Genomic DNA, 14607 nt, shown 5'->3' with positions numbered 1-14607 from the left:
AGGTGCTGGATTCTCGGGGCCCCGGCCCAGCGCACCGAGGAATCCGGCCGCCACAATGAGCATGACGGCCGCCACGCCTATGGCCATGGCGCGCACGGTGGACAGGGCCCGGGCGCGACGTCTGTAGCCATGCCTGGAGTCTTGGCGTCCTGAATGTGGCGTGAATACTTCAGGCATGTCCACACCAAGTGGCTGCCGGGCCCAGTCGGCTCCTGCAGGCTCATCCGGAACGGGGTTGATGCTCCGAAGCATCGATTCGATGGGGTCCATTTCAGTCCTTTCCGGTGGGCCGCAACTGTTGGGGCAGCGCCTGTTCAAAGGATTTCCGGGCCCTGTGCAGCCGAACCCGTGCGGCGGCCTCCTTGCACGAGAGCACCTCGGCAACCTCGGACATCGTCAAGTCTTCCCAATACACCAACAGCAATATTTCCCGGTCCTTGTCCCTGAGCCGTCCCAGCGTGGCCGCGATCACGGCCCGGGTGCCGTCATCAGCCAAACCCTGGGACCTCAGCCGCTCGCTGTCCCGGAGCCTATCCTGCAGCTGTGAGGCGCGGGCCCGGCTGCGGTACTCATTGCCAATCAAGTTGCGGGCCACTTTGAGCAGCCAGCCAATCGACGGATCGGGAACAGCCTCCCGCTTTTGCCAGGCAATGCGGAATACATCGGCAGCAATTTCCTCGGCCGTCGCATTGGAGGAAATCCGGCGCCTGACGTAGCCGAGTACCCGCGGCTTGAATCCCTCATGCAAAGCCAAAAAGCTGTCCTGCTGAGATAGTGACACCGGATCCCTCCGTCCGTAGTCCTGTTTCGTGGCCGTCAAGCGGTTGGTGGCACCGCTTCAAAATTCCGCTTCGGGGGACGTCAGCACACCCGGGTGGTACTTTCACCTTCCACGAAACGGGTGGATGTATTTTGTATCCTCCACAACACGTCCACACAGGTGCTGCCCGGCGTATAGGACTGCGGGGTGGCTTCGTCTTCTCCGGCCCCAACTGCGGCAGCCCAGGCCTGTCGGTGCTGGACGCTGCTGGTGAGCACGACGGTGTAGGTGTTGCCGGGAGTGAATCCGTACACATTGACCCAATTTGTCCCGCACGACGGCGAATAAACCAGTTGGGCCAGGCCCTGGACCTCGTGGTAGACGGCATTGCGCATGTCCCACGCCTTCACCACGTAGGCACCGACCCCGCAGCCTGTGGCTGCGGGGTCGGTGCCTTCAAGGGGATTGTCCTGGTTTGAACTGGCCTGGGCGGTGGCGGGGAGCATCGTCACGAGTCCCCCGGCCAGGAAAAGTGCCGCGCCCGCTGCCGCAATAGATCGCTTCAACATGGTTCTTCCTCCTGTTGCATCATTTGAATGCTTCAGACAGCCAAACGCCGCCATGCACAGGTAGTTTCCGGCGAAGTGATCTATGTTACAGTCACCGGGCAGCAGTTGTGCCCAGCCGGAATTTGGCTACGTCTGCTTGCGGAAACGCAGGGCAATGCCTCCGACGAGAAGGAGCGCCAATCCGCTGGCTACGATGGGCGCCAGCGGCGCGGGTCCCGTGGCTGCCAGCCCTTCTCGTTCCGGGCCGACGGCTGGCGCGCTGGTCGAGGCGACAACGGGCAGGGCCTGCTGGGTCGGTTCGGCGGCCGGGGTTGTCACCGCGGTTCCCGCAGTGGGCGTGGGGCTCTTCCCGACGGTGCCTGCAGCCCCCGTATCCAGGGACGCCAAGACCATGGTGTGGTCCTGGTTGCCGCGCAGGTACCAAACCCGCTCCCCCACGTCGGGCGCCGACAATGCATTGACCGAACCGGTGGAGGTAAAAGTCGAAACAATCTGCAGCGTGGAAGTATCAATTTCCGCCAACTCCCGGTGCATGTTCCCTGCCACGACCAGGCGGGTGCCGCCCGCCGTCAGTTGTGCATAGCTCACCTGAAACCCGACATCGATGGTCTTCAAGACTGCTCCGGTGGAGCTTGGGAGCACGGCAAGGTGTCCGTCTCCGCAGCCGAAGTAGCCTGTCGCCCCGTCCCTGGAGAAGGCAATCGCGCCGACCGCACCACACAGTTTAAGGGTGCGCACAATGCTCTGAGTGCCCGGGTCCACAACCAGGACATCAGAGGTGGAAGCAGTGGCACTGGTCATTGCGGCACGGCTGATGTACGTGTAGGAATCCCCCGAACTGGTCGAAACCGACAAGGCCTCCAGTGAACCATCCAGCTGGGCGATGGAAATGGTCTTGGCGAGCGCACCGGTGGTCGCATCAACCACGTACAGGTTCTTTGCTGAACTTTGGCCCAACGCAAGAATTGACGTGCCGTCGGCTGTTTCAGCCAAGGTGTAAGCCACGTCGTCCAGCTTGACCTTGGACGCAATAGTGTTTGTCGACGTCGAGACCGTGACGAAATAGTTGCCGCCAGAACCGCTTGACGTGCTCACGTAGATGCGGGCGCCATCGCGGCTTCGCGCCAATCCAACGGCCTGCCCCGGCAGTTGCACAACGGCCACCACGCTGCCCGTGGCGAGGTCGTAGGCGTGACGGTTGGCGCATCCGCATCGGCAACGTAGGCGCGGGAACCGTCCGGCACCGTCACCATGGTGGACACGCCGGCCCCCACGGAAATTTCCGGCCCGGCCCCCGGCAGCAGTCCCCGGGCCGCGGCCGAAGCCGGCCCCGCCGCGGCCGAAGCCACGCCGGACAAAGAGAGCGCCCCCAACACAGCCGCACCCGCGAGCGCCTTGGCCATGACCACTCGGCTACTTTTCATTTCTACCTCCGAATCCATCCCAGACCCCTGAAATCCGCGTTGTGGCAGGAGAGGATGACACAAAAGCTAGTGCAAAAAAAGACCCTAAGGAAGGGTGCGGAAGGGGTGGTCACAGCCCGTGACATCCGGCCCGGCGGGTGGATCGGCGGATTCCCGCGGCTCCAGGTTGGGAACGCCCAAAAAGCGGCGGATTCGACGCGGAATTGTTATGGGGAAGGCTGCAATGTAACAATCCCGACATGGACGAAAGCCCAGCGAAACCGCCCGGCCTGCAGCGCAAGCCGGGCGGCGTCGTCGCGCATTAACAGCCGTGTGCCGGACAGCGATGAGAAGATTAGCAGGCCTTGCCGAAGGCAACATCATTGCCTACCACGGCAGGCCCGCCAATCAGGGTTATTCGGGTCGCGGCCGGTGTGCCTGCGATGTCCTGGAGGTCCCCCGCCGGTATGCAGGTGCTGTGAACCAGGTAAACGATCCCCGTTCGGGCCGAGGCCACGGATGCTATGGCCAAGGCGTCGGGAAAGGCATATCCGGAGACATAAAACGTGCGTTCGCCGTAGGCAAACCGCCGGTTGACCGCCCGGTTGGTGGCGAATCTGTCTGCCCCGGCCACACGCTCCGGGCCGAGCAGAGAGGCCGCAAGTGCGTTCTCAATGCCCCTGGAGACCACGCCCGTCCCGCCAATTATCGGAGTGTTGTTTGTTTGCATCCTTACCAGGAGGGCCTTGGTTTGGGAGTCCAGTGTTTGCGCGTTGCCACGCACCAGGAGCACCGGTGCACCGTTTTGGGCAGCCACAGCCCCTGCGGAAAGAGCATCCGGATAGTCCTCGCCCGTGGCCACATAGACGTAGTAGGCGTAGGTGAAGGCACCCGCTATGACCGCCCTGGAGGTCGCATAACGGTCCGCGCCACTTCGTCGGATCGTATTGGGCACCATTGCTTTCAATTGGGCAAAGACGGACGCGGATACCGCGCCAGTGCCACCCACCACGACAATCTTGGTGGTATTCAGGTTCGTAATGGCATTCCTCACCACATCGGGAAGGACGTTGGTCTTCGTCAGCAGCAAGGCTGCCCCTTCATGGGCCGCAGCAGGCGCCGCCGACAATGCATCCGCGAATTGCTCGCCGGAGGCTATGTAGACCGTATTCGTCCACGGATAATGCACTTTCGCGACCTCAACTGCCGTCTCATAGCGGTCGGCACCAAAAACCCTGTCAGTGGTGACACTCGGTTTGGAATTGGTGACGGTCAAAACGGATAACACGGATTGTCCGGTTTTACCGTCCTGCAACACGTATGCCTGGCTCCCCTGCCTGGCTGCGGCCAAGCCAAAAATCAAGCCGGGAATCGACACGCCCACCGAAACCGTGTCCGTCGCGACGTCAATTTCAGTGACACCGGGGTCTTCGTTTCCCGCAGCCAATACCTTGCTGCCACCTGCTGCCAGCGCAAGAAATCTCACCTTGAAGTCCACGGGAAGGTCCTGCAGCACACTTCCCGTCACCATGTCAGCCACCGTAACGCGATATTGCTCGCAACCGATGTAGACCTTGTGGAGACCCGCTGCGAAGACCAGGTCCCTAATATAGTTGCAGGTCGGGATGGTGCGAACCAGCTGCGCCGTCGCCAAGTCCAGGACTTTGACTGTGAAGACGCGATGCCTTAAAGCAAAGTCGTCGTTTCCCACCCCAACGTACGCTTGGCTGCTGTCCGGGCTTACCCACACCCCGTCGACTTCGTTTTCAGAGGCCAAGGAAATCATCGATCGTTGTACCAGCGTGTTGGCGTCGATGACATGGATCACGCGCAGGAACCCGTCCAAAGCCAAAAGCACTTGCCCGTCGGGGGAAGGCGCCACGATGAAGTTGCCTGTGACGCCGAGATCGATGATGCCTGTGACCGAGTTGGTGGCCGTGGAAATGATGCCGACGCCCCGCAGGCTGGGACTCGTAAAGTAGATCCTGCTTCCGTCGGGTGAAGCCTTGAGACCCTGGATGTACACGGTCATGGCAATCGTGGAGACGCGCTGCCCCGTGTTCAGGTCAATAACGGCAATGGCCTTGGCATCAGTGTTGAGCACAACATAGGCAGTGTTGCCGTCCGGTGTTTCCGCCAGGGTTGTCGCGTTCAGACCGGCGGTGATGTCCGGTCCCACTGCTGTCATGGATGCCGGCCGGGCGACGGTGGGAAGAGCGACGAGACTGGTCGCGGCAGTTACCGGCGAAGCCACAGATTCCGGCGCTGCACCCGCTGGAGCCAAACCACCCAGCACCAGCGCGAACGCCGCGACCAGACCTGCAACAATATTAAACGTCGACGCTCCGCCCATGCGCATGGGTACCCCCAACAAACGATTCCGTCGCAATGGCTGAAATCCACGGCGTGGCAGGAAGCGACTTCTAGAAACGTACTGCAAATTCTCAGCATAAATCAAGGAATTCCGAGTATGCCCGACACGGGATTTCGGAGACAGCTGCGGCATGCCGGCACAGCGGGAGCCAGGCCGCCTACCCTCGCCGGGTACGCGGATTCCGATCTCTGACAGGGATTAACGCAGCAGGTGCACTGAAACCAGCCTTTCAGCCGGATTCAGTGCACCCACTGGGTTGGACGTCAGAAAGCGAACTACACCAGGCGGGTGAGCCAGCCGTGCAGGTCTTCCACGGCACCGGTCTGGATGCCCAGGAGCTGCTCGCGGATGGCCATGGTGACCTCGCCGGCGCCGGAACCGGGCGATGCGATGGTGCCCTCGGCCGTCTTCAGCTCGCCGATGGGCGTGATGACGGCGGCCGTGCCACACGCGAACGCCTCGGTGATCTCCCCCGAGGCCACACCGGTTCGCCATTCGTCGATGGTGATCTTGCGTTCCTCCACCTTCATTCCGCGGTCGGCTGCCAGCTGCATGACCGAGGACCGCGTGATGCCGTGGAGGATGTGGCCGTTGAGTGCGGGCGTGACCAGCCGGCCGTCCTTGAACACGAAGAAGATGTTCATGCCGCCGAGCTCTTCGATGGCGTTGTCGTTGAACGGGTCAAGGAACAGGACCTGCTTGCAGCCCTGGGCCTCGGCCTCCATCTGCGCGGCCAGCGAGGCTGCGTAGTTGCCGCCGCACTTGGCCTCGCCCGTGCCGCCCTCGCCCGCACGCGCATAGCTGGTGGAGAGCCAGATGGAGACGGGCTTGAGCTCGCCGCCAAAGTAGTTGCCTGCCGGGGAGGCGATGACCCGGTACGACACCTCGCGGGCCGGGCGGACGCCCAGGAACGCCTCGGTGGCGATCATGAACGGGCGCAGGTACAGGGCCTCGCCGTCGCCGGACGGAACCCAGGCCTGGTCGGCGGCGACCAGCTGGCGCAGCGACTCGATGAAGACCTCTTCGGGCAGTTCGGGCAGCGCCAGGCGGCGGGCGGAGGTGTTGAAGCGGGCCGCATTGGCTTCGGGGCGGAAGCTCCATACGGAGCCGTCTGCGTGGCGGTACGCCTTCAGGCCCTCAAAGATTTCCTGGCCGTAGTGCAGCACCGCGGCGGCGGGGTCCATGGCGATGGGGCCATAGGGCTCAATGCGCGCATTGCCCCAGCCGCCCTGCCCGTTCGCGTCAATCGTGAAGTCCACAACAGCGGTGTGGTCCGTGAAGTAGTCGCCAAAGCCGGGGTTGGCCAAAATGGCTGCCCGCTCGGCGTCACTCTTCGGATTCGTGTTGGGCCGCCGGGTGAATGCCAGCCCATTTGCTGTCTGTGTCATGCTTCCTCCACATGGTTTTCGCCTCATTGCTTGTGCCAGCCTGGGCGGAGATTGGTGCCGAAAATCCGTGCCGTGAATTGTGTTCATGCACCGGGGATTTCAGTTACGGTGCACTCACTCTATTGGTTAAGCGTACTCCTGCACAGCCCGGCTCCCCTGACAGGCACGACGCCGGTCAGAGGGCTGCCGCTATGGCGTCGCCTATCGCGCTGGTCGGGCGGGGTGACGCCGGGTTGCGGCCCGCAATGTCGGCGGCGACGGCCGCTTCAATGCGGGCAGCCGCGGCCCCGTGGCCAAGGTGTTCGAGCAGGAGCGCAGCCGACAGGATGGCCGCCGTCGGATCAGCTTTCTGCTGGCCGGCAATGTCCGGCGCGGAGCCGTGGACCGGTTCAAACATGGACGGCGCGGTGCGGTCCATGTTGATGTTGCCGGAGGCTGCCAGGCCGATCCCGCCCGTGACGGCGGCGGCAAGGTCGGTAATGATGTCGCCAAAGAGGTTGTCCGTGACAATGACGTCAAAGCGTGCCGGGTCGGTGACCAGGAAGATCGTGGCCGCGTCCACATGCAGGTAGTCCACGGCAACGTCGGGGAATTCGGACGCCACGGCCTCCACGGTGCGCTTCCACAGGTGCCCGGCGTGCACCAGGACATTGTGTTTGTGCACGTAGGTGAGCTTCTTGCGCGGGCGCTCATTGGCCCGGCGGAAGCCGTCCCGCACCACGCGCTCCACGCCGAACGCCGTGTTGACCGACACCTCCGTGGCAATCTCCTGCGGAGTGCCCTTGCGCAGCACGCCGCCGTTGCCCACGTACGGGCCCTCGGTTCCTTCTCGGACCACCACGAAATCGATGGCGCCGGGGTTCGCGAGCGGTGACGCCACGCCGCGGTACAGGCGGGACGGGCGGAGGTTTACGAAATGGTCCAGGCTAAACCGCAGCTTGAGCAGCAGTTCGCGCTCGATCAGCCCGGAGGGGATGCTGGTGTCGCCGGGGGCTGCCCCCACCGCGCCAAAGAGGATGGCGTCATGGCCGCGCAGGGCGTCAATGGTGGCATCGGTGAGGGTTTCCCCGGTGGCCAGCCAGTGCGCGGCGCCCAGCTCGTAGTCCGTGATCTTCAGCTCAACGCCGTCGGAGGCCGTGGCCTCTTTCAGGACCTTGACGGCCTCCGCCGTTACTTCGGGGCCGATGCCGTCACCGGCGATTACTGCAATGTCAATCGATGCGCTCATGCCCCAACCCTAGCGAAATCATCCACATGATGGGCAGCTGATCTCACAGTTTGAGACACTCCGCGGGGCGGAATCTCCACCCGTGGCAGGACGCGCCCCCGCGCCGATCCGGCCTAGAGTTGGTCCAGTGATCATGACTTCCGTCTACGACTGGTTCCGGCAGCACCGCTTTGCCGTGGACTTTGTCCTCATGGGCGTGCTCCTGCTGGTGGTGGCGCCGTTTGGGGTCCTGGCCGGCTCGACGGGATCCGACAGGCTCGGCGGCGCCCTGTTCTCCGTGCTGCTGGTGTTTCCCCTGGCCTGGCGCCGCACGCGCACCGCCATGGCCGGTGCGATCATTGCGGCCGCCGCCATCCTGCAGTGGGGCCTGTCCGTCCACCCGATGCCGGCCGACGTGGCCGTCCCGGTCATCGTGTACGCCTTGGCGGCGTTTGGCCCCCGCTGGGCGTCCCTCGGGGGGCTGGTGCTGGCACTGCTGGGCGCCGTCATGATGGTCACCCGCTTCTTCGTCAACCTCACCTCAAGCTCCGTGGCCGCGCTCCCCTACGGGATGGTGCTGGTGCTGACGGTGTGGGTGCTGGTGCTGTTCAGCTGGACGGCCGGGGACCTGACCCGGACCAAACGGCTGCGCGAACAGGCCCTGGAGGACAGGGCGCACCGGCTGGAAATCGAAGCCCAGCAGGAACGCGAGCTGGCGGCCAGCGACGAACGCGCCCACATCGCCCGCGAAATGCACGACATCGTGGCACACTCCCTCTCGGTCATCATTGCCCAGGCCGACGGCGCACGGTACGCGGCGGCCGCGAATCCCGAGGTGGCCCCGGCCACGCTGGCCACCATCGCCGAAACGGGCCGCACCTCGCTGCAGGAAATGCGCCGCCTGCTGGGCGTGCTGCGCGGCGGCACCGACGCCCCCATGCGCCCCCTGCCGGGCCTGCCGGACCTGGACGAGCTCCTCCTCGGCATCCGCGCCACGGGCCTGCCCGTCTCCTACACCGTCACCGGCACCGCCCGGCGCGCCCTCCCCCCGGGGGCGGAACTCACGGCCTATCGCATGGTGCAGGAGGGCCTGACCAATGTCATCAAGCACGCCGGGCCCAACGCCCGGGCCGACGTATTGCTGAACTGGACCGCACGGGGCCTGGAAGTGTCGGTGCGGGACAACGGAAGGGGGGCAACGGCGTCGTTCGCTGACACCGTTTCCAGGCACGACGGCGCACCCTCCCCCGCGCCCGGCCGCGGCTCCCAGCCGTCCCCGGCGGCAGCCGGCCCGCCTCCCGGCCCTGCTGCGGTTGGGGCGTCTGGCGGGAACGGCCTGCGCGGCATGGCCGAACGCGTCAAGCTCTACGATGGAACCCTGACCGCCAAACCGCTCGCCGGCGGCGGCTTCGGCATCGCCGCACTCATCCCCTATTCGGAGGCCTGAATGACATCCGTTCCCATCCGTGTGGCCTTGGTGGACGACCAGCAGTTGGTCCGCTCCGGCTTCGGCATGTTGATCAACTCGCAGCCCGATCTGGCCGTGGTGGTGGAGGCCGGCAATGGGATCGAGGCCCTGGCCGGGCTGGCTGCCGTGGCTGCCGACGTGGTGCTCATGGACGTGCGCATGCCGGGCATGGACGGGATTGAGACCACCCGCCGGCTCATGGAACGGATCAAGGGCGCGCCGGCGGGATCGTGGCTGTCGGAGCTGAAGATCGTGGTGCTGACCACCTTTGACCTCGACGAATATGCCCTGTCGGCGATCCAGGCCGGGGCCAGCGGGTTCCTCCTCAAGGATGCCCCGCCCGAGGAACTGCTTGGCGCCATCCGCACAGTGTTTGCCGGGGACGCGGTCATTGCCCCGTCCACCACGCGCCGGCTGCTGGACCACGTGGCGCCCATGCTCTCCGCCCCGAGCCCGGCCAGCGACGCCAATGCGGCGGCCGTGGCGTCACTGACGGCGCGCGAGCACGAGGTTTTTGTGCTGATCGCCAATGGCCTCTCCAACCCGGAAATTGCGGCACAGCTGTTCGTTTCCGAGGCCACCGTCAAGACGCATGTGGGCCACATCCTGGCCAAGTTGAACGCCCGCGACCGCGTTCAGGTGGTTGTCCTGGCGTATGAGACAGGGATCGTCTCCCCCGGCTGACGGCTGCCCTCTCGCCGAACGGGCATTTAACGTGGATGTTTGCGCGGAACATCCACGTTAAGTGCCGGTTCGAGGGGCGTGGCGGGTCATCCCGTGGTAGGAGGCCCCGGCGTCGAAAACCCGGCGCATATCCTCCCGTGCTCCGATCCGCGGCGGCCCCGGCCGCAAATAGGCTGGGGCCATGACCATCATCACTGAGAAAAACCAGCGTACCCTTGCTGTCCAGGCCCGCGGACTGCGCAAGACGTATGGCAGGGGCGACACGGAGGTGGCTGCGCTGAAGGGCGTGGACCTGGACTTCCCCGCCGGCCAGTTCACCGCCATTATGGGCCCCTCCGGTTCGGGCAAGTCCACCCTGATGCACTGCCTGGCCGGGCTCGATTCCGTCACGGGAGGCACCATCCACCTGGGCGACACGGAGCTGACCGCCCTCAACGACAAGGCGCTGACCCAACTGCGGCGGGACCGGATCGGCTTCGTGTTCCAGGCCTTCAACCTGGTCCCCACACTCACCGCGGAAGCCAACATCACCCTGCCCGTGGCACTGGCCGGGGGCAAGGTGGACGCGGAATGGTTCGCCTTTGTCACCACCACGCTGGGCCTGGTCGACAGGCTGAAGCACAAGCCGCACGAGCTCTCCGGCGGCCAGCAGCAGCGCGTCGCCGTGGCCCGCGCACTCCTGACCCGTCCCGACGTCATCTTCGGCGACGAGCCCACCGGCAACCTCGATTCCCGCTCCGGCGCCGAGGTGCTGGGCATGCTCCGCCGCTCTTCCCGCGAGATGGGACAGAGCATCATCATGGTCACGCACGACCCGGTGGCCGCCTCCTACGCCGACCGCGTGGTGTTAATGAACGACGGCGAACTGGTGGGCGAGCTGGACAGCCCCACCGCCGAGTCAGTGCTTGCTTCGCTCGCCTCCCTGGGGGCCTGAGCACATGCTGCACGTTGCCCTCAGCCAGCTCAGGAACCACTCGCGCCGCTTCATTGCCATCACCCTGGCCGTGCTGCTCGCCGTCGCCTTCCTCTCCGCCACCCTCATGGTCAACGCCTCCGCCCAGGCCTCGCTGACTGCCAGCCTGGGCCAGTCCTATGCCAAGGCCGACCTCGTGGCCTCCCCCACCAACTCCGTCGCGTTGACCGCGGAGTCAGCCGCCGCGGCCGCCCGGACCCCGGGCATCGCAGCCAGCTACCCCCTCCGCCGGGAAATGGTGGCCGTTTCGGCCGGCAACGCCACCGTGGCCGCCACCCTGCGCAACACCCCGTCCTCGGCAGCGCTGGAGCCCCTGGCGCTGGTGAGCGGTTCATGGCCGACGGCGGCCGGCCAGGTGGCCGTCGACGCCAAGACGGCGGCTGCCCGGCACCTGGCTGTCGGCAGCACCGTCTCGCTGCTGGGAAATTCCGCAGCATCCCCGCAAGGGGGCGGCGCAAAGGCCGAAGGCGGTTCAGGCACCCAGGGCGCCGCGCCGATCGCCGCGCCGACCGCCGCGCCGCCATCAGTCAAGGCCACCGTCACGGGGATCATGGCGGCATCCGCCGACCCCCAGCTCTCAGGCCTGGCCCAGCTTGCCGCCGCGGCTTCCACCGTTGACGCCGTGTCCGGCCCGGTGGCCGGCTATGCAACGATCGCCGTCAAGCTGGCACCGGGCACCAACGTTGCCGCGGCCGCCACGGCACTCGAATCAGCGCTCAAGCTGCCGGCCGGCCAGGTGGCCACCCCACAGCAGCTGACCACCAACACCGTCAAGTCCTTCACGGGCGGCTCGGACCACCTCACGATCGTTCTCCTCGCCTTCGCCGCCGTCGCACTGCTGGTCTCCGGGCTGGTCGTCTCCAACACCTTCTCGGTGCTGGTGGCCCAGCGAACCCGTGAGCTGGCACTGCTGCGCTGTGTTGGCGCCAGCAGGAAGCAGGTGCGCTGGTCGGTCATTCTCGAGGCCGCCGTCGTCGGGCTGGTGGCCTCGGTGCTGGGCGTGCTCGCCGCAGTGGGGACCATGGCCGCCGTCGTTGGCCTGCTGCGCCAAAATCCCGACTATGCGTTCGCGACCCTGGGGGTGCCGGCGTCGTCCATCATTGCCGGGCTGGTGGTTGGCACACTGCTGACCGTGGTGGCCGCCCTTGTGCCGGCACGTTCAGCCACCCGCGTGGCACCGCTCGCAGCCCTTCGCCCGGCCGACGACGCCTCAATGCACAATGCCGCGGGGCGCATCCGGCTGGGGCTGGGCATCGCGCTCATCCTGGCGGGCGGCGTGGGACTGGTTGCCGGCGGGCTCAAGGCCTCGCTGCTGCTGGCGGTCCCGTCGGGGGCTGCGTCGTTCGTGGGGATCATCCTGGCGGCATCGCTTTTTGTCCCGCGGCTGGTGGCCCTGACGGGGCATCTTGCCCGCCCCGCCGGGGTCCCGGGCACCATGGCCAAGGCAAACGCCGTGCGGAATCCGCGCCGGACCACCGCCACGGCCTCGGCACTGCTGATCGGTGTCACCCTGGTGACCATGATGATGACAGGCGCGACCACAGCGCGGCAGGCATTTGAATCACAGCTGTCCAACCACTTCCCCGTGGACCTGACAGCCATGGCGGTGCCCGGGGCCCCTGCGTTTACGGATGCTGAACTGGCCAAGGCTGCAGCACTGCCGGGAGTTTCGGCCGTTGCCCGCCTGGTGCCCGTGGGGACGGTGACGGCAGGCGGCCAGGAGCTGGCAGCCTACGGCATTGCCTCCTCCGACGCGGCGCGCCTGCTCGGCAACTCGGGGAACCGCCCGGCTCCCGGCACTGTGGTGCTGCCCAAGGGAAGTCAAGCAGCGAAGGCGGGGACGGCGTCGCTGGTTGATGCCGGCAAGGCCACGCAGCTTTCCGTGCGGGTCGCCACCACGCGGGAATTTCCCCCGCTGGTGACACTGGATTCCTTCCCGGCGGCAACGGCCGGCAGCCCCGTTCTGTCCCGGACCGCGGAACAGCTGTGGATCAAGGTCAATCCAGCCCTGGACGCAAACGCCTTGTCGACGCTGCGCACCGAGCTGGCGTCGGCGCTGCATGTTGATGAAAACCAGGTTGACGGTGCGGTGCTGCAAAAGGTCATGTTCAACCAGGTCATCAACACGCTGCTGCTGGTGGTGACGGGCCTGCTGGCCGTGGCGATCGTCATTGCGTTGATCGGCGTGGCGAACACCCTGTCGCTTTCGGTGCTGGAGCGGACGCGGGAGAACTCGCTGCTGCGGGCACTGGGCCTGACCCGCGGCCAGTTGCGCGGGATGCTTGCGCTGGAGGCTGTCCTCATTGCAGGGGTGGCAGCCGTCATCGGCTCGGCACTGGGCGTGCTGTATGGCTGGCTCGGCGCCCAGTCCGCCTTGGGCGGTTTCACCACAGTGGTGGCCGTGGTGCCGTGGGCCCAGGTGCTGCTTGTGGTGGCCGTGGCCGCCGCGGCCGGACTGCTCGCCTCCGTGGTGCCCGCCCACCGCGCGGCCAGGCTGTCCCCCGTTGAGGGCCTCGCCATGGACTGATCCGGTCCGCCCGGACGGAATTTGCCGCCGTTCCCGCATTTTGCCGCCTGTCTACCTGCGGCAAAATGCGGGAACGGCGGCATTTCACGTGGGTCACCGGATCAGGACACCATGGCCGCCTGCTTCCGGACGCTGGCAGGTTATCCACAGAAGCCAATTTGCCCCTTACCTGGCAGTTCACGTGATGGCACGCTGGGAGGCATGAACACGTCACGCCTGATCCTGCCGGCGGATTTGCGGCTCGTGGGACAAGATTCCCGGAAGCTCGCCCAGCGCACGAACAGGGGTGAGCTGGTGCGTATCCGCCGCGGCGTCTATGCGAAATCCGCGGACTGGAACGGTTCAAGCCCGGCCCAGCGGTACGGCCTGCAGGCTGCCGCATTCCAGGCCCTGGCACCGCGGCAGCCGGTATTTTGCCATGCGACGGCGGCCCGACTGTGGGGCTTGTGGATCGTCGGAGTGCCGTCAAAGCTGCATGTGGTGACGGAAACCGCCACCAGCGGCCGCAGCAACAACGGGGTGATTCGCCACTTCGGATCGCTGACCGGCAGCATGGTGCAGTGCGGCCCGTTTCTGCTCACCGACAAGCTGACGACCACGCTGGCATTGATCAAGGAGCTGTCCTTCCCCTACGCCGTGGCGGTCTGCGACTCCGCGCTGAGGATTCCGGAGGCCCGCGATGCTGTCAACCAATTTGCGGCCGCCGGCTCCCCGCCGCCCCCGGGTGAACCGCGGTGGTTCACCGACGGCCCGCAGGGTCCGGCGCTCGCCGTGGAGGAGCTGAAGTCTGCCGCGGGAAGTTTCAAGAGCAGGGCCGCCCGCGATCGGACTCTTGCCGTGGTCAACTTCGCGTCGGCCCTGTCCGGCTCGGCGGGCGAATCGATCAGCCGCGCAAAAATGTTCCAGCTGGGATTCCCGGCACCAATCCTCCAAAAGCCGTTTGCCCTCCGCGACGGCCGAGAGGCAAAAGTGGACTTTTGGTTCGAGGAACATGCGCTCGTGGGTGAATTCGACGGGAAGGGAAAGTATCTCCGCGCCGATTGGGGAGGCGGAGCATCGATTCAGGACCGGGTGCTGGCGGAGAAGGCGCGGGAGGACCAAATCCGCGCCCAAGGCGTGGGATTTGTCCGCTGGACGTGGGCTGAAATGTTGGACCGAGAACGGTTCCCCGCCCTCCTGCGCGAGGCGGGGCTCCGGCAAAAATGATCCTCCGAACGCAAAATTGCCGCAGCTCCCGCATTTTGCCGCAGGTAG

At 65.7% G+C, this 14607-nt stretch carries 13 protein-coding genes; 5 read left to right on the top strand and 8 right to left on the bottom strand.

Annotated elements, in window-relative coordinates:
* The 8 genes from LPN03_RS12415 to LPN03_RS12380 form a co-directional block, all read right to left on the bottom strand.
* Nucleotides 1-270: hypothetical protein (locus tag LPN03_RS12415; protein WP_262454440.1), on the bottom strand; the 270-nt coding region annotated here is incomplete at its 3' end.
* A 1-nt stretch (nucleotide 271) separates the two neighbouring features.
* Nucleotides 272-781, bottom strand: a complete 510-nt coding sequence (locus LPN03_RS12410; protein ID WP_262454439.1) for an RNA polymerase sigma factor — start codon at nucleotides 779-781, stop codon at nucleotides 272-274.
* Nucleotides 782-861: 80 nt separating this feature from the next.
* Nucleotides 862-1329 carry a YjfA family protein gene (locus LPN03_RS12405; protein WP_262454437.1) on the bottom strand — a complete coding sequence of 156 codons (468 nt, stop codon included), beginning with the start codon at nucleotides 1327-1329 and terminating at the stop codon, nucleotides 862-864.
* Between the two features lie 126 nt (nucleotides 1330-1455).
* Nucleotides 1456-2424, bottom strand: coding sequence for a hypothetical protein (locus tag LPN03_RS12400; RefSeq protein WP_262454436.1), 969 nt, complete (start codon nucleotides 2422-2424; stop codon nucleotides 1456-1458).
* A complete protein-coding gene (locus tag LPN03_RS12395; RefSeq protein WP_262454435.1) occupies nucleotides 2421-2753 on the bottom strand; it encodes a hypothetical protein in 333 nt (110 codons plus the stop codon). Before LPN03_RS12395 ends, LPN03_RS12400 begins: the two co-directional genes overlap by 4 nt.
* Before the next feature lie 334 nt (nucleotides 2754-3087).
* Nucleotides 3088-5190 carry a cell wall-binding repeat-containing protein gene (locus tag LPN03_RS12390; RefSeq protein WP_262454434.1) on the bottom strand — a complete coding sequence of 701 codons (2103 nt, stop codon included), beginning with the start codon at nucleotides 5188-5190 and terminating at the stop codon, nucleotides 3088-3090.
* Nucleotides 5191-5381: 191 nt separating this feature from the next.
* Nucleotides 5382-6494: a branched-chain amino acid aminotransferase gene (locus tag LPN03_RS12385; RefSeq protein WP_262454433.1), complete on the bottom strand. Its 1113-nt coding sequence runs from the start codon at nucleotides 6492-6494 to the stop codon at nucleotides 5382-5384.
* A 175-nt stretch (nucleotides 6495-6669) separates the two neighbouring features.
* Nucleotides 6670-7722 (bottom strand): 3-isopropylmalate dehydrogenase, encoded by a 1053-nt coding sequence (locus tag LPN03_RS12380; protein WP_262454432.1) that lies wholly within the window; start codon nucleotides 7720-7722, stop codon nucleotides 6670-6672.
* A gap of 133 nt (nucleotides 7723-7855) precedes the next feature.
* On the opposite strand from LPN03_RS12380, the gene LPN03_RS12375 reads away from it, so the two are divergent.
* The 5 genes from LPN03_RS12375 (at nucleotide 7856) to LPN03_RS12355 (ending at nucleotide 14559) form a co-directional block, all read left to right on the top strand.
* Nucleotides 7856-9148 carry a sensor histidine kinase gene (locus LPN03_RS12375; protein ID WP_165181180.1) on the top strand — a complete coding sequence of 431 codons (1293 nt, stop codon included), beginning with the start codon at nucleotides 7856-7858 and terminating at the stop codon, nucleotides 9146-9148.
* Complete coding sequence (locus LPN03_RS12370; RefSeq protein WP_205678038.1) at nucleotides 9149-9853, top strand: response regulator; 705 nt, start codon at nucleotides 9149-9151, stop codon at nucleotides 9851-9853.
* 181 nt (nucleotides 9854-10034) lie between these two features.
* The gene (locus LPN03_RS12365; RefSeq protein WP_165181096.1) at nucleotides 10035-10787 is read left to right on the top strand and encodes an ABC transporter ATP-binding protein; all 753 of its coding nucleotides are present in this window, start codon (nucleotides 10035-10037) and stop codon (nucleotides 10785-10787) included.
* Nucleotides 10788-10791: 4 nt separating this feature from the next.
* A complete protein-coding gene (locus LPN03_RS12360) occupies nucleotides 10792-13353 on the top strand; it encodes an FtsX family ABC transporter permease (RefSeq protein ID WP_262454431.1) in 2562 nt (853 codons plus the stop codon).
* A 201-nt stretch (nucleotides 13354-13554) separates the two neighbouring features.
* Nucleotides 13555-14559, top strand: coding sequence for a type IV toxin-antitoxin system AbiEi family antitoxin domain-containing protein (locus LPN03_RS12355; RefSeq protein WP_262454430.1), 1005 nt, complete (start codon nucleotides 13555-13557; stop codon nucleotides 14557-14559).
* Nucleotides 14560-14607: the final 48 nt, after the last annotated feature.

This window comes from Arthrobacter sp. A2-55, from assembly GCF_025548615.1.
Classification (GTDB): Bacteria; Actinomycetota; Actinomycetes; order Actinomycetales; family Micrococcaceae; genus Specibacter; species Specibacter silviterrae.
The sequence above is the reverse complement of the archived record's forward strand: the minus strand, read 5'-3'. Positions and strand labels throughout refer to the sequence as shown.